The sequence below is a fragment of the Kaistia adipata DSM 17808 genome, assembly GCF_000423225.1.
Classification (GTDB): domain Bacteria; phylum Pseudomonadota; class Alphaproteobacteria; order Rhizobiales; family Kaistiaceae; genus Kaistia; species Kaistia adipata.
This window is the reverse complement of sequence record NZ_AUHO01000006.1, coordinates 839,013-853,280: the sequence shown is the minus strand read 5'-3', so window position 1 is coordinate 853,280 and position 14,268 is coordinate 839,013. Positions and strand designations below refer to the sequence as shown.

Sequence of the window (14,268 nt, the reverse complement as noted above, 5' to 3'; positions counted from 1 at the left end):
ACGGGCAGGGGCGGAGTGGGAGCTCCGGCGCGTCCAATTCACGATCTGCGTCTGCCGCGACAATCCTAGGGGCAGGCTCGTTCGGTTGTCCATGCCGGAGTGGCAACTCTGGGGCGAAAGCGGTTTCCCGTCTTCGAGCGGGCGATCGTCGGCGCGTTGGGGGCCTCTCGCGCCGTGGGCCGGGTCCTGCCGCTAGTCGAGTTCCTGAACGCCGCCGCCGGACACGGTCAGGATCTGGCCGCTGACCCAGGCGGCTGCCGGCGAGCAGAGAAACAGCGCGGCGTTGGCAATGTCCTGGACTTCGCCCAGACGGCCGAGCGGGGTGTGCTTCAGCATGGTCTTCTCGATATCGGGCGTCAGGACCTTCATCAGGGCGTCGGTCTTGGTGGCTCCCGGCGCGATGGCATTGACGCGAATGCCCATCGGACCGAGGTCGAAGGCGATGTTGCGGGTGAGGTGATTGACCGCCGCCTTCGACGAGCCATAGGACGCCATGCGGACATTCTTGTTCTCGCCGGCCATCGACGAGATGTTCAGAACGGCGCCGCCGCCGGCGTCCCGCATGTGCGGCGCGGCGAGCTGCGTCAGGCGGAACAGGGCGAAAACGTTGAGGTCGAAGGCCCATTCGAAGTCGCGCATCGGCATGTCGAAGGGCTTGGGTCCGCCGCCGCCGGCATTGTTGACCAGGATGGTGATCCTGCCGAACGACTTGAGCGCCGCGTCGATCACCGCCTCGCGGTGCTTCTCATCCGTGACATTGCACTCGAGCCCGATCGCCTTGCCGCCGGAGGCCGCGATGCCACGCGCGACTTCGTCGGCGCCGGCCTGCTTCAGATCGGTGACGACGACCGAGGCGCCCGCTTTGGCGAAAGTCTCGGCGATGCCGCGGCCGATGCCGGCGGCGGCGCCTGTCACGATGGCGACATCGCCATCGAGGCGGAAGGGGTTCGCTGTCGGCATGGAGCCTCTCTGACGATCGGGCTGGCGATGCGAAAAGGCAAGTCGTGATCCCCACTAGGTAGTGGGCGGCCCCTTGCTGTCAACTTTGACGTTCGGACGCAGGATGATTGGGTGGCTGCGTTTCATGGCGCTGGATCGGAACCATCAGCGGGTTCGCCAGTTGATCCGTGCGAGTTCAACAGGAAGGAAAATACGATGAGCAGCACGACCGACAAGATCAAGGGTGTCGCCAACGAGGCCATCGGCAACGTCAAGCAGGGCATCGGCAAGGCGACGGACAATGATCGCCTTCGTGCCGAAGGAAAGGCCCAGGAAATCAAGGGCGAAGCGCAGCAGGCGGTCGGCAAGGCCAAGGATGCCGTGAAGAATATCGTCGACAAGGCCTAGCTTCATCTGGCCCTGATGCAAAACAGCCCCGGCAATGCCGGGGCTGTTTCTGTTTGCACGGAGATGGGGTTCAAGCCGGAACGGCGTTGCGCTCGGCCACCTGCCGCGGCGCAAGGCCGACGAGTTTCTCGTAAAGCGCCGGATCGGTCGCACCCTCGGTGTTGATGAGGAACACGCGCGCGTCGGGCCCGAGAGCGATCTTGGCGCGGACATCCGGGTCGGACGCAGCGCTGATCAGGCCCGCGAGGCCGGCGCCGCCGCTCTCGCCCGCGACGATGGCGGGATCGTCGCCGGCCGGTCTCGCGAGGCGGTTCATGACGGATATGGCTTCGTCTTCCGAAACGGTCATGAAGGCATCGCCGAGGCGCGACAGGATGCGCCAGGCGACCATGGACGGCTCGTAGCACTCCAGCATCGCCATCACGGTCGGCTCATCATGCGCGACCTTGACGATGTGGCCGGCGCGCGCGCTTTCGAACAGGCAGGCGGCGCGGGCAGGGTCAACTACCGTGATGAACGGGCGTTCCGCGCCGAGCTCCGCCGCGAAATAGCCGGCGATCGCAGCCGCGATGCCGCCGACTCCGGCCTGGATGAAGACGTGGGTTGGCGGCTCCGGCAGTTCCCGCAGCGCCTCGCGGAACAGCGCGGTATAGCCCTGCATGACGAGGCCGGGGATGCGCTCGTAGCCTGGCCACGACGTGTCGGAGACGACGGTCCAGCCGTTCCGCTCCGCCGTGCGGGTCGCCTCGGCGACCGAGTCGTCGTAATTGCCGTCGACCCGGATCATCTCGGCGCCGAAACGCGCGATGGCCGCGATGCGCTCGTCGCTCACCCCGGCATGCACGAAGATCGCCGCCTTGGCGCCGACCAGCTGCGCGCCCTGGGCAACGGAGCGGCCGTGATTGCCATCCGTGGCGCAGGCGACCGTCATGGTCGCGGTAACCGCGCGAACCTCGGGGCTCTGCAGTTCGGCGACATCGACGGTCCGGCCCAGGCGGCGCGACGCTTCCTCCAGCACGAGCCGGATCACGGCATAGGAGCCGCCGAGGGCCTTGAAGCTGCCGAGGCCGAGCCGGTGCCCCTCATCCTTGATGTGGATGGCGCCGACCCCGAGTTCGCGCGCCAGGGCCGGCAGGCCCACCAGCGGCGTCGGCCGATGGCCATCGCGGAAGGAGAGGTAGCGCTCGACTTCCCGGGCTGCGGGGACGCCCAGCGTCTCCGCGTCGACGGGATCGAGCGGCTTCTTGTAGTCGGGATGCGCGTTCAGAATGAGCAAGGGTTACTCCCGAAGCTGAAGGCATGATGAAATCTCAAGCTCGAGATTGAGAATATCTTATTGGGGCCGAGTTAATTCCGCGATCTTGCGCCTGTCGATGCAATTTTGTTTCATCTGGTCAGGTGTGGATGCAACGATTCCTTGTTGCGACCCAGTCGGGGCGCGGGGTGGCATCGGTGCTGAAGATCTGTTTCGGCGGGCGCTCTCCATGCCGGTCGGGCCTGCTCCCTCGGAAAGGCGGACGAGCGCTTTCGGCTTGAAAAAGCTCGGCGTTTCGGGGCCGGGCGTCATCGAGGCCGTTGTGGTCGAGCTGGCAGGCGAGCGGGGCGGGGGCAAGCCTTCGTCGGGCCTATTCGTTGCCTGATTGCGGCGATGGGCGAGCGTGGCGGCGCAGCATCCGCTGTCGAAACGGCCGCTAGACTGAGGCCAGCCTCAATGTCATACTAATAATGAGATGATAGGAAGAGTTGCCGATCGCAGGGAGAGCGTGGGGCTTCCTTCCAATCTCAAGATGTCGCCGGGAAGCGTTGGGGAACGGCTTCAGGGCGTCGTCCAGGTGTGCTGCCAGGCAGCAGTGGAGGGCGATGGTAATGGCTGACTTTACGTAGGGCGATGGCGCCGAGACGGCGCGGCTAGATCGTCATTTCAACCCGGTGCGCGATGCGCGGGCCGGGAACCCGTTGTGTTGTCTTGTCGATCCTCCTGGCGAGGGCGCCGGCGGGCCCGCATCGGAAGCCATGATCTGATTGCCATTAGGGTGAGGACCAGTCTTGGATCAGCTATTTCAGCATCTCGTCAATGCGCTCATCATGGGTGGCACCTATGCCTTGTTGGGCATAGGGCTGACCCTGATCTTCGGCATCATGCGGATCGTCAATTTCACGCATGGCGAGTTGTATGCGCTTGGCGCGTACATGATGTATTTCTTCGCGACCGTGCTCGGGTTGAACTTCTTCGTCGCGATCGCCTTCGCGATCGTGGCCGGCATGGCCATGGGCTCGGTGATCGAATTCACCCTGCTCAGGCCGAAGCGCGGCGCCGACATCGACACGACCATGCTGCTGATGATCGGCGCCTGGATCGTGATGCAGAATGCCGAGCACCTGATCTGGGGCGGCATCGCCAAATCCATTCCCTCGCCGCTGCCGGAGGCGCCGCTCGTCATCGGGCCGGTCTCGATCTCCTGGCTGCGCGTGATGGTGCTCGTCGTCTCCGTCGTGCTGATCGCCGCTACCTACTTCCTCATCAACCGCACCAAGCTCGGCAAGGCGATGCGGGCGACCTTCCAGGACGGCGGCACCGCCGCGCTGATGGGCGTCAACGTCAACGCCATCTACACCACCACCTTCGCGCTCGGTTCCGGCCTCGGCGCCGCGGCCGGCGCACTGCTCGGACCGGTGTTCGTCGTCACGCCGACGATGGGCGATCTCGCCTCGCTGAAGGCCTTCGCGATCGTCATCCTCGGCGGTCTCGGCAACATCACGGGCGCGGCGATCGGTGGCTTCATGCTCGCCGTCGCGGAGGAGATCGGTGCTGGCTACATCTCGTCGGGCTACCGCGACGCCATGGGCTTCCTGATCATCATCATCGTTCTTCTCTTCAAGCCCACGGGCCTGTTCGCACGTTCGGAGCGCATCGGATGAAACGACTGCTTCCCTACATCGCCGTTGCGTTCTTTGCCTCGGTGCCGCTTTGGCTGCAGGACCAGTATTTCCTGCACACCCTGGTCGTGACCGGCATCTTCGTGATCGCCGCCATGAGCCTCAACCTGCTGCTCGGCTATACCGGGCAGCTCAGCCTCGGCCATGTCGCCTTCTTCGGCATCGGCGCCTATGTCAGCGCGCTGACCTCGCTTGGCTTCAGCGTCGAGATCTTCGGTCTCCAGATCACGCATGAGCCCTGGCCGGCGGTGATCGGCGTCCTGTTCGGAACGATCGTGGCCGGCCTCTGTGGCTATGTGATCGGCAAGCTCGCCTTCCGCGTCCGCGGCGCCTATTTCGTGATCGTCACGATCTCGTTCGCCGAGGTGGTGCGTCTCGTCTCGCTGAACTGGGTCGAGCTCACCAACGGCCCGCTGGCTCTGCCCGGCATCCCGCCGCTGACGCTCGGCTTCGAGTGGACCGGCTATGCCACCCTCTGGGGCAAGGCGCAGAACTACTATGTCGTGCTGGCGACGATCGTGCTCGCCTACATCCTGATCAAGCGGCTGGTCAATTCGCCCTATGGCCGGGCGATGATCGCGCTGCGCGAGAACGAGACGCTCGCCGTCTCGGTCGGCATCAGCGTGACCAAGTATCTGGTGCTGGCCGCCGTTCTGTCGGGCGCCATGGCAGGTGTCGCGGGCGGCCTCTATGCCCACTACATCCAGATCATCGACCCGATGATCTTCATGTTCCTGAACACCGTCACGATGGTGATCATGGTCATCACCGGCGGCAAGGGCACGCTCGCCGGACCGCTGGTCGGCGGCCTGATCTTCGGCATCGCGCCGGTGGTCCTGCGCTCCTATGTCGGTCCCGAGGTGCAGTGGATCCTCTACGGCCTCCTGATGATCCTGATCGTCTTCGTCCTGCCGCAGGGCATCGTTCCGGCGATCGAGCGCTGGTTCACCCGCAAGGGCGGCAGCGCCTCGGCCAGCAAGCCGGCCGGCCTCGTCCTCGAATCGAGCAAGGGAGCGCGTTCATGACCGTCGCTGCAACGGGGGCGCCGCGGCCGATCCTCGCCATCGAGCACGTCGCGGTGCATTTCGGCGGCCTGATCGCCATCTCCGACATGAACTTCGTCGTCAACGAGGGCGAGCTGGTCAGCCTCATCGGGCCGAACGGCGCCGGCAAGACCACGGCGTTCAACGTCATCACCGGCTTCCTGAAGCCGACAAAGGGGCAGGTGACCTTCAAGGGGCAGTCGCTGAATGGGCTGAAGCCGCACGAGGTCACCTCGCTCGGCCTGGTCCGCACCTTCCAGCGCACCAGCGTGTTCGAGAAGATCTCGGTCTTCGACAACGTGCTGATCGGCCTGCATCGGCGCACCAGCGCCAGCCTCTTCGGTACGATCTTCGGCCTGCCGCGCGAGCGCAGGCAGGAGAAGGCGCTGCGCGAGGAGGCCTGGGAAATCCTGCGCCTCGTCGGCATCGAGCACCAGGCCGACGAGCTCGGCGGCAGCCTGCCCTATGGTGACCAGCGCCTGCTCGGCGTGGCGCTGGCGCTTGCCGCCAATCCATCGGCTCTGCTCCTGGACGAGCCGGTTTCGGGCATGAACGCGTCCGAGACGGGGCGCTTCGTCGCCCTGCTCAACAAGCTGCGGGCCAACGGCAAGACGATCCTGCTCGTCGAGCACGACATGCCGATGGTGATGGGCATCTCCGATCGCATCGTGGTGCTGAACTACGGCCGCATCATCGCCAACGGCACGCCGAAGGAGATCCAGAACGATCCGGACGTCATCCAGGCTTATCTGGGGCAGGGAGTGAAGCATGCTTGAGATCTCGAACCTGGTCTGCCGATACGGCAAGGTCACCGCGCTCAAGGGCATTTCGCTGAAGGTTCCGGCCAAGCAGTTGGTGGTGCTGGTCGGTGCGAACGGCGCCGGCAAGAGCACGACCCTGCGCGCGATCTCCGGCCTCGTGCCGGCGGCGAGCGGCAAGATCACCTTCGACGGCGAGGACATCACTGGCATGTCGGCGGGGCGCATCCTCTCGCTTGGCATCGCCCACTGTCCCGAGGGGCGGCGCGTCTTCAGCCAGATGACCGTGCTCGAAAACCTCGAGATGGGCTGCTACCTGCGCTCCGACAGCAAGGGGATCGCCTCCGACCTCGACCACATCTTCAGCCTGTTTCCACGTCTGGCGGAGCGGCGCCGGCAGGTCGCGGGCACGCTGTCGGGCGGCGAGCAGCAGATGCTGGCCATTGGCCGTGCCATGATGTCGAGGCCGAAGCTGATCATGTTCGACGAACCGTCGCTCGGCCTCGCGCCGAACATCGTCGCGCAGACCTTCGACATCATCCAGGGCATCCGCGAATCCGGCACCACCGTGCTGATGGTGGAGCAGAACGCCTATGCCGCGCTCGACATGTGCAACTACGCCTATCTGCTCGAGGCCGGCACGATGGCGCTGGAAGGGCCGGGCGAGAAGCTGATCAACGATCCGCATGTGCGCGAGGCCTATCTCGGCGCGGGCCTTGCTCACGCCTGACGCGCGGCCGCTTGCCGTTTTGCTTAATCCCGAAGCCGGTCGCGCCTAGCGCGGCCGGCTTCGTCGTTTTCGGCTTCGGCTGGCACTTTTGCCCGGCTGCGGGCGCGCGCGAATGATATTGTCTTATCTTTCTATTGATAGTATGACTCTCTCATGGTGAAAGCCAAACGGGGGTGGGTGAGGGGCTCGTGAGCGAGCCGGTCAGACTCCGCAGGCAGCCTCAACACGAGCAATTCAGGCAGGGATCACATGTCCGATACGTCGAAGCCGGTCATTGGCATCATCGGGGGAACCGGCGACCTCGGTTCGGGGCTGGCCAAGTGCTGGGCCACCGCCGGCTATCGGGTGCTGATCGGTTCGCGCTCGCGCGACAAGGCCGTGGCGATGGCGCCCGAACTCGGCGCCGGCGTCGAGGGCCAGGACAATGTCGGCGCCGCGCGCGAGGCCGATATCGTCATCCTCGCCGTGCCGTTCGCCAGCCATGACGCCACGCTGAACGAGATCCGCGACGTCGTGCAGGGCAAGATCGTCGTCGACGCCGCCGTGCCGCTGGTGCCGCCCAAGGTGTCGACCGTGCAGCTGCCGGCCGAAGGTTCGGCTGCCCAGATCGCGCAGAAGATCCTCGGCGAGAACGTCCGCGTCGTCTCTGCCTTCCACAATGTCGGCGCCACCAAGCTGCATGCCGGCGGCAAGATCGACTGCGACGTGCTGGTGTTCAGCGACGACAAGGAAGCCCGCAACGCCGTGATCGAGCTGGCCGGCGCGGTCGCCAATCGTGGTGTCGGCGGCGGCGTGCTCGCGAATTCCGCGGCGGCCGAGGCGCTGACCTCGGTGCTCATCTTCATCAACCGCACCTACAAGGTGCCGGGCGCCGGCATCGCCATCACCGGTCTCGAAGACGCCGTCCGGGCCTGATCCCCATGTGCGCGGCGTCCGTTTCCCTTCATCCGCTCGCGGGCGTTCCGCTCGTCGAGCCGGGCGACGATCTGGCGGAGATCCTGATCGGGGTGCTCCGCGACAACGGCCTCGAGCTGGTCGACGGCGACATCCTCGTCGTCGCCCAGAAGATCGTCTCGAAGGCGGACGGCCTCTATGTCGATCTCGACAGCGTCGAGCCCTCGGACGAGGCGCGGGCGCTGGCGGAAAAGGTCGGCAAGGACCCGCGTCATGTCGAAGTGGTGCTCCGGGAATCGGACGAGATCGTCAAGGTCGGTCCGCATGTGATCGTCACCGCGCATCGCCTCGGCTTTGTCATGGCCAATTCGGGCATCGACGAGTCGAACATCAGCCATGACAGGGGCAGCCGCGTGCTGCTCCTGCCGCGCGATCCCGACGGTTCGGCGGCGCTCTTGAAGCAGCGCCTCGACACGGCCTTCGGCGCGAAGGTCGGCGTCGTCATCAACGACAGCTTCGGCCGACCCTGGCGCAACGGCGTCGTCGGCGTCGCGATCGGCGCGGCCGGTGTCTCATCGCTGGTCGATCGCGTCGGCGGCTCCGATCTGTTCGGCCGCAAGCTGAAGGTCACCGAGATCGCCATGGCCGACGAACTGGCCTCCGCCGCCTCACTGCTGATGGGGCAGGGCGACGAAGGCATCCCCGCCGTGCTCGTCCGCGGCGTCCGTTCGCCGGCGCCGGAAACGCCGGCCAAGTCTCTGATCCGCAGTCGCGAGAGGGATATGTTCCGATGAGTGGCCAGTCTTCAGGATCGGGCAGCGGCCGTGTCGTCGCGCTCTGCGGCGGTGTCGGCGGCGCCAAGCTGGCGCTGGGCCTTGCCCGTCAGGTCGGTTCCGACCTGACGCTCGTCGTGAATACGGGCGACGATTTCGAGCATCTCGGCCTCGCCATCTCGCCGGATCTCGATACCGTCCTCTATACGCTCGGCGGCATCGCCAACAAGGAGCTTGGCTGGGGGCGCGCCGACGAGAGCTGGAACTTCATGCAGGCGCTCGGCCATCTCGGCGGCGAGGCCTGGTTCCAGCTCGGTGACCGGGACCTCGCTCTGCATGTCGAGCGCACGCACCAGCTTCGCGCCGGCCAGTCCCTGACGGATTTCATGGCCAAGGCGGCGCGGTCGCACGGCATCGAGGCAACGCTCCTGCCGATGTCGGACGATCCGATCCGCACGACGCTCGCCACCTCCGAGGGCCAGCTGCCGTTCCAGCGCTATTTCGTCGAGCGCCGCTGCGCGCCTGAGGTATTCGGCATCGCCTTCGAGGGCGCCGCCAGCGCGCGTCCGTCGGGGCCGGTTGCCGCCGCGCTCTCCGATCCGGACCTGCGCGCCATCGTCATCTGCCCCTCCAATCCTTTCCTCAGCATCGATCCGATCCTCGCGGCGCCGGGTATCCGCACGCTTCTGGAGCAGGCCAAGGCGCCGGTTGTCGCAGTGTCGCCGATCATCGGCGGGAAAGCGGTGAAGGGGCCGACGGCGAAGATCATGGCCGAGCTCGGCGTTCCCGCCACGTCGCGCGCCATCGCGCAGCATTATGACGGCCTGCTCGACGGCCTCGTCATCGACACGGTCGACGCCGGCGAGCGCGACGAGATCGGCCTGCCGGTCCATGTCACCCCGACGCTGATGAAGAGCGACGCCGACCGCGAGCATCTCGCCGCCGCGGTGCTCGCCTTCGCTGACACGCTCGCGCGCACAATCGCTGCTCCAGCCCGGGTGGCAGCGCGATGACACCGATCCTGGCTGGTCCGGATATCTGGGCGCTGGTTCCCGTCAAGCGGCTCGATCGTGCCAAGTCGCGCCTGGCCGATGTTCTCGATCCGGCCGATCGCCAGCAGCTGGCCAAGGCTATGCTGTCCGACGTGCTCGGGACATTGTCCCGTGTCGAAGGCCTCGGGGGTATCCTCGTCGTCACCAGCGACGTCGAGGTCGCCGCGCTCGCGACCGAGTTCGAGGCCGCTGTGCTGGCCGACCCGCCGGAGACCGGCTTCAACGAAGCCGTGCTGCACGGCATGCATTGGCTCGACGACCGCTATCATGCGGGCGCCGTCGTGGTCCCCGGCGACATTCCCTTCGTCACCGTGCCGGAATTCGAGGCCGTGCTCGACGCGACCCGCCGCAGCCCGATCGTCGTGGTCCCCGCGACGCGCGACGGCGGCACCAACATGCTGGCGGTCGCGCCGCCGCTGCTGATGCCGCCGGCCTTCGGGCCCGACAGCTTCGCGCGCCACGTCGCCGCCGCGCATGCGCTCGGCATCACGCCGCAGATCCTGCGGCTCGAGGGCGCCGGCCACGACATCGACGTTGCGGCCGATCTGTTCATCGATGCCGGAAGCAACGCCGCGCCATGCACGCGCGCGCTCATCCGTCAGCTTCGCGGCTCCCCCGTTCCCGCCGTCGCCGGTTCCTTCAAGGAGGCAGTTTCACCATGAGCATCCAGACGCTTCTCGCCGACTTTGCCCATGACCGCCGGCTGACGCGCGCCGAGGCCCTCGGCCTCGTCGATATGGACGACCTGTCGCCGCTGCTTGGCGCCGCCTCGGCGCGGCGCGACTTCGCGCATGGCGACCAGGTCTCGTATTCGCGAAAAGTCTTCATTCCGCTGACGCAGCTCTGCCGCGACGTCTGCCACTACTGCACCTTCGCCCATCCGCCCCGGAAGGGGGAGCGCGCCTTCCTGACGCGCGAGGAGGTTCTGGCGATCGCCGAGGCCGGCAAGAAGGCGGGCTGCAAGGAGGCGCTGTTCACCCTCGGCGACAAGCCGGAGCTTCGCTACAAGGCGGCCCGCGATGAACTGGCGGCGCTCGGCCACGAGACGACGATTTCCTATCTTGTCGAAATGGCGGCAATGGTGCTGAAGGAGACCGGCCTGCTGCCGCACGCCAATCCCGGCCTGCTGACCGACGCCGATCTCGACGCCCTGCGTGGGGTCTCGATCTCGCAGGGCATCATGGTCGAGAGCACGTCGGAGCGGCTCTGCGCCAAGGGCGGCGCGCATTACGGTTCGCCGGACAAGCTGCCGGCGGCCCGCCTCGACACCATCCGCCGCGCCGGCGAGCGTGCCGTGCCGTTTACGTCGGGCATCCTGATCGGCATCGGCGAGACGCGCGAGGAACGGATCGACTCGCTGCTGGCGCTGCGCGAGCTGAACGATGCGCACGGCCATATCCAGGAGATCATCGTCCAGAACTTCCGGCCGAAGCCCGGCACCAAGATGGCGGATATCGAGGCGCCGTCTGAGGAAGACCATCTCTGGACCATCGCCATCGCCCGGCTGCTGTTCGAGCCGGAGATGAACATCCAGGCGCCGCCCAATCTGAGCCCCGGCGCGCTGACACAGCTGGTCGCCGCCGGCATCAACGACTGGGGCGGCGTGTCGCCGGTGACGCCGGATCACGTCAATCCCGAGGCACCCTGGCCGCATGTGCGCGAGCTCGCCGCTGCAACCGCCGAAGCCGGCAAGGAGCTGACCGAGCGCCTCGCCATCTATCCGGCGCACGCCCGCAATCCCTATCGCTGGGTCGATCCGGCGCTCCGCACCGCGCTGTTCAATCTGGTCGATGGCGACGGCTGGCCGCGTGCCGACAGCTGGTGCCCCGGTCGCGCCGATCCGCTGCCGGCTCGCGACGTTTCTCTGCTCACCGCGGGCGCTCCGGCGCGGATCGATGTCGGCCTCGAGATCATCCTCGACAAGGCGATGGCCGCGCAGAGACTGTCGGAAAGCGAGATCGTGCGGCTGTTCCGGGCGCGGGGCGACGCCTTCACGGCGGTCTGCCAGGCGGCCGACGATCTCCGCCGTCGCGTCAACGGCGACATCGTCAGCTATGTCGTCACGCGCAACATCAACTACACCAATGTCTGCTACTACAAGTGCCAGTTCTGCGCCTTCTCGAAGGGGAAGATGAGCGAGAACCTGCGCGGACGCCCCTATGATCTGGAGATGGCGGAAGTGGCGCAGCGGGTGCGTGAGGCGGCCGAACGCGGCGCCTCCGAGGTCTGCATGCAGGGCGGCATCCACCCGTCCTATACGGGCCAGAAATATCTCGATCTCTGCGCCACCGTGAAATCAGCCGTGCCGAACATGCACATGCACGCCTTCTCGCCGCTCGAGGTTTCGCAGGGCGCCAAGACGCTCGGCGTCCCGGTCGGCGAGTTCCTGCAGCGGCTGAAGGAGGCGGGTCTCAACACGCTGCCGGGCACGGCCGCCGAGATCCTCGACGACGAGGTGCGGGCGCTGCTCTGCGCCGACAAGGTCAAGACCGACGAGTGGCTCGACGTCATGCGCACCGCGCACGGCCTCGGCTTCCGCTCGACCGCGACGATCATGTTCGGCCACATCGAGCGCTACGAGCATTGGGCCCGCCACCTAATCCGCGTCCGCGACCTGCAGGCCGAGACCGGTGGTTTCACCGAGTTCGTGCCGCTGCCCTTCGTCCACATGGAGGCGCCGATCTACCTGAAGGGCAAGTCCCGGCCGGGACCGACCTTCCGCGAGACCGTGCTGATGCACGCCGTCGCCCGGCTCGCGCTGCATCCCCACATCACCAACATCCAGACCTCCTGGGTGAAGCTGGGTCCGGAGGGGGCGCGCCATGTCCTCAACGCCGGCGTCAACGACCTCGGCGGCACGCTGATGGACGAGAGCATCTCGCGCTCGGCCGGCGCCAGCCATGGCCAGGAGATGACGCCGCAGCGGATGGAAGAGATCATCCGCGCCGCCGGGCGCCTGCCGCGCCAGCGCACGACCCTCTACGGCAACGCGCCGGCGACATTGCTGGAACGCTCTTTCGCCGCCTGCCAGCCGGCCCAGGACGCTCCGCAGCCCGCCTACGCCGGCTGAAACGCCGCCATTCCACCGCGCTTCCCGCGCGGTGGAATATTCACGTCATGGGATAGTAGTACTAACATTAGTATGATAGCCTCTTTTAACCGTCGGGCATGACGGTGAAACGGGGACGGGAGCTTTCGGAAATGGCGGATGTCGTGACGGGTCTCGTCGCCAGGCCAGAAATCGCGGATGGGGAAGGGCGCCGCGCCGCCATCGAGCGGGCGCGCAGCCGGGGCATCGTGCTGCCGACCTTCGCCCAGCTCTCCGGTCAGGAACCGATTCCCGCCCATATCGAGGCGCGCCTCGCCGAGATCGATCCCGACGCGCCCGAGGCCGAAAATCTCTGGCGCGTGCACTGGTACAACGCGGCCGACCGTCGTGGCCGCGTCGAGGTGCCGGCCCATGTCGTTCTGCCGCCGGCGCTGACCGGCGTCGCGGCGCCGATTGTCGTGCTGCTCGGCTCGCGCTTCCCGATGATCGGCGCGCACAAGGTGCTGCCGGCCTATGCCGGGCTGGTGACGCGCCTCGTGACGGGCCAGTTCGATCCCGACCGCAACCGCGCCGTCTGGCCCTCGACCGGCAATTATTGCCGCGGCGGCGTCGCCGTCTCGCGCATCCTCGGCTGCGACGGCATCGCCGTGCTGCCGGAGGGTATGAGCCGCGAGCGCTATGACTGGCTGGAGCGCTGGGTCGCCGATCCCACGCACATCATCCGCACACCCGGCACCGAGAGCAACGTCAAGGAAATCTATGACAAGTGCCACGAACTGGCGGCGAAGGATGAGAACGTCATCCTCAACCAGTTCTCGGCCTTCTCGAACTACATGGCGCACTACGCCTGCACCGGCATCGCCTGCGAGCGCGTCTTCGCCGACGTGCAGGCGAAGCGCGGCGACGCGCGGCTTGCGGCCTTCGTTTCGGCGACCGGCTCGGCCGGCACCATCGCGGCCGGCGACCATCTGAAGGAAGTCTTCGGCACCCGGATCGCCGCCGTCGAGGCGCTCGAATGCCCGACCATGCTCGAGAACGGCTATGGCGAGCACAACATCCAGGGCATCGGCGACAAGCACATCCCGCTGATCCACAACGTGATGAACTCGGATTTCGTCATCGCCGTCTCCGACCGGGTCAGCGACAAGCTCAACCTGCTGTTCAACACCGAGGCGGGCCAGGCCTATCTGGCGTCGCGGCCGGACCTCGACGGCGATCTCGTCGCCGCCTTCGCCGAGATCGGCATCTCCGGCCTCGCCAACATCGCCGCCTCGATCAAGCTGGCGCGCTACATGGATTACGGCCCCGACGACGTCGTCATGACGATCGCGACCGACAGCGCGCGGCTCTACGGCACCGAACTCGGCGGCGCCGAGCGCAAGTTCTACCCCGCCGGCTTTTCGACGGCGGATGCGGGCGGGATCTTCGCATCCTGCCTCACCGAACTCTCGGATGAGAACGTCCTTGAGCTCGGCCAGCCGGGGCGGCGGCGCGTTTTCAACCTCGGCTACTACACCTGGGTCGAGCAGCAGGGCGTCTCGGTCGAGGATTTCGACAGCCGCCGGAGCCAGTCCTTCTGGAAGGACATCGCCGCGTCCGTGCCCGCCTGGGACCGGCTCATCACCGAATTCAACGCCGAAGTCGGCCTGAACTAGCAGAAGCGGCGTTTGCCGCCAGCCTAAGGA

Annotated in this window: 13 protein-coding genes; 11 read left to right on the top strand and 2 right to left on the bottom strand. The window is 66.6% G+C overall.

Features of this window, described 5'->3' with window-relative positions; genetic code table 11:
* Positions 1 to 192: 192 nt before the first annotated feature.
* Positions 193 to 960, bottom strand: a complete 768-nt coding sequence (gene hdhA, locus G539_RS0104270) for a 7-alpha-hydroxysteroid dehydrogenase (RefSeq protein WP_029074103.1) — start codon at positions 958 to 960, stop codon at positions 193 to 195.
* Between the two features lie 195 nt (positions 961 to 1,155).
* On the opposite strand from hdhA, the gene G539_RS0104265 reads away from it, so the two are divergent.
* Positions 1,156 to 1,347, top strand: a complete 192-nt coding sequence (locus tag G539_RS0104265; protein ID WP_029074102.1) for a CsbD family protein — start codon at positions 1,156 to 1,158, stop codon at positions 1,345 to 1,347.
* Between the two features lie 70 nt (positions 1,348 to 1,417).
* Here G539_RS0104265 and G539_RS0104260 read toward each other — a convergent pair whose 3' ends face one another.
* The gene (locus tag G539_RS0104260) at positions 1,418 to 2,623 is read right to left on the bottom strand and encodes a diaminopropionate ammonia-lyase (protein ID WP_029074101.1); all 1,206 of its coding nucleotides are present in this window, start codon (positions 2,621 to 2,623) and stop codon (positions 1,418 to 1,420) included.
* Between the two features lie 770 nt (positions 2,624 to 3,393).
* Here G539_RS0104260 and G539_RS0104250 point away from each other — a divergent pair.
* The 10 genes from G539_RS0104250 (at position 3,394) to G539_RS0104205 (ending at position 14,238) form a co-directional block, all read left to right on the top strand.
* Positions 3,394 to 4,266, top strand: a complete 873-nt coding sequence (locus G539_RS0104250) for a branched-chain amino acid ABC transporter permease (protein WP_029074100.1) — start codon at positions 3,394 to 3,396, stop codon at positions 4,264 to 4,266.
* Positions 4,263 to 5,309, top strand: a complete 1,047-nt coding sequence (locus G539_RS0104245) for a branched-chain amino acid ABC transporter permease (protein WP_029074099.1) — start codon at positions 4,263 to 4,265, stop codon at positions 5,307 to 5,309. Before G539_RS0104250 ends, G539_RS0104245 begins: the two co-directional genes overlap by 4 nt.
* On the top strand, positions 5,306 to 6,103 hold the full coding sequence (locus tag G539_RS0104240; protein WP_029074098.1) for an ABC transporter ATP-binding protein: 798 nt from the start codon (positions 5,306 to 5,308) through the stop codon (positions 6,101 to 6,103). The genes G539_RS0104245 and G539_RS0104240 overlap by 4 nt, the downstream gene beginning before the upstream one ends.
* Positions 6,096 to 6,815, top strand: a complete 720-nt coding sequence (locus G539_RS0104235) for an ABC transporter ATP-binding protein (protein ID WP_029074097.1) — start codon at positions 6,096 to 6,098, stop codon at positions 6,813 to 6,815. Before G539_RS0104240 ends, G539_RS0104235 begins: the two co-directional genes overlap by 8 nt.
* A gap of 249 nt (positions 6,816 to 7,064) precedes the next feature.
* Positions 7,065 to 7,730, top strand: coding sequence for an NADPH-dependent F420 reductase (gene npdG / locus G539_RS0104230; protein WP_029074096.1), 666 nt, complete (start codon positions 7,065 to 7,067; stop codon positions 7,728 to 7,730).
* Between the two features lie 5 nt (positions 7,731 to 7,735).
* Positions 7,736 to 8,503, top strand: a complete 768-nt coding sequence (gene cofE, locus G539_RS0104225; protein WP_029074095.1) for a coenzyme F420-0:L-glutamate ligase — start codon at positions 7,736 to 7,738, stop codon at positions 8,501 to 8,503.
* Positions 8,500 to 9,495: a 2-phospho-L-lactate transferase gene (gene cofD, locus G539_RS0104220; protein WP_029074094.1), complete on the top strand. Its 996-nt coding sequence runs from the start codon at positions 8,500 to 8,502 to the stop codon at positions 9,493 to 9,495. The genes cofE and cofD overlap by 4 nt, the downstream gene beginning before the upstream one ends.
* Complete coding sequence (gene cofC / locus G539_RS0104215; protein ID WP_035829961.1) at positions 9,492 to 10,196, top strand: 2-phospho-L-lactate guanylyltransferase; 705 nt, start codon at positions 9,492 to 9,494, stop codon at positions 10,194 to 10,196. Before cofD ends, cofC begins: the two co-directional genes overlap by 4 nt.
* Positions 10,193 to 12,604, top strand: coding sequence for a 5-amino-6-(D-ribitylamino)uracil--L-tyrosine 4-hydroxyphenyl transferase CofH (gene cofH, locus G539_RS0104210; protein WP_029074092.1), 2,412 nt, complete (start codon positions 10,193 to 10,195; stop codon positions 12,602 to 12,604). Before cofC ends, cofH begins: the two co-directional genes overlap by 4 nt.
* 131 nt (positions 12,605 to 12,735) lie before the next feature.
* Positions 12,736 to 14,238, top strand: a complete 1,503-nt coding sequence (locus tag G539_RS0104205) for a pyridoxal-phosphate dependent enzyme (RefSeq protein ID WP_029074091.1) — start codon at positions 12,736 to 12,738, stop codon at positions 14,236 to 14,238.
* Positions 14,239 to 14,268: the final 30 nt, after the last annotated feature.

Excerpts from the sequence above, each read along its gene's own strand:
- hdhA (WP_029074103.1), bottom strand. The coding sequence starts at position 960 with ATGCCGACAGCGAACCCCTTCCGCCTCGATGGCGATGTCGCCATCGTG.
- G539_RS0104265 (WP_029074102.1), top strand. The coding sequence starts at position 1,156 with ATGAGCAGCACGACCGACAAGATCAAGGGTGTCGCCAACGAGGCCATC.
- G539_RS0104245 (WP_029074099.1), top strand. The coding sequence starts at position 4,263 with ATGAAACGACTGCTTCCCTACATCGCCGTTGCGTTCTTTGCCTCGGTG.
- G539_RS0104240 (WP_029074098.1), top strand. The coding sequence starts at position 5,306 with ATGACCGTCGCTGCAACGGGGGCGCCGCGGCCGATCCTCGCCATCGAG.
- G539_RS0104235 (WP_029074097.1), top strand. The coding sequence starts at position 6,096 with ATGCTTGAGATCTCGAACCTGGTCTGCCGATACGGCAAGGTCACCGCG.
- npdG (WP_029074096.1), top strand. The coding sequence starts at position 7,065 with ATGTCCGATACGTCGAAGCCGGTCATTGGCATCATCGGGGGAACCGGC.
- cofE (WP_029074095.1), top strand. The coding sequence starts at position 7,736 with ATGTGCGCGGCGTCCGTTTCCCTTCATCCGCTCGCGGGCGTTCCGCTC.
- cofD (WP_029074094.1), top strand. The coding sequence starts at position 8,500 with ATGAGTGGCCAGTCTTCAGGATCGGGCAGCGGCCGTGTCGTCGCGCTC.
- cofC (WP_035829961.1), top strand. The coding sequence starts at position 9,492 with ATGACACCGATCCTGGCTGGTCCGGATATCTGGGCGCTGGTTCCCGTC.
- cofH (WP_029074092.1), top strand. The coding sequence starts at position 10,193 with ATGAGCATCCAGACGCTTCTCGCCGACTTTGCCCATGACCGCCGGCTG.
- G539_RS0104205 (WP_029074091.1), top strand. The coding sequence starts at position 12,736 with ATGGCGGATGTCGTGACGGGTCTCGTCGCCAGGCCAGAAATCGCGGAT.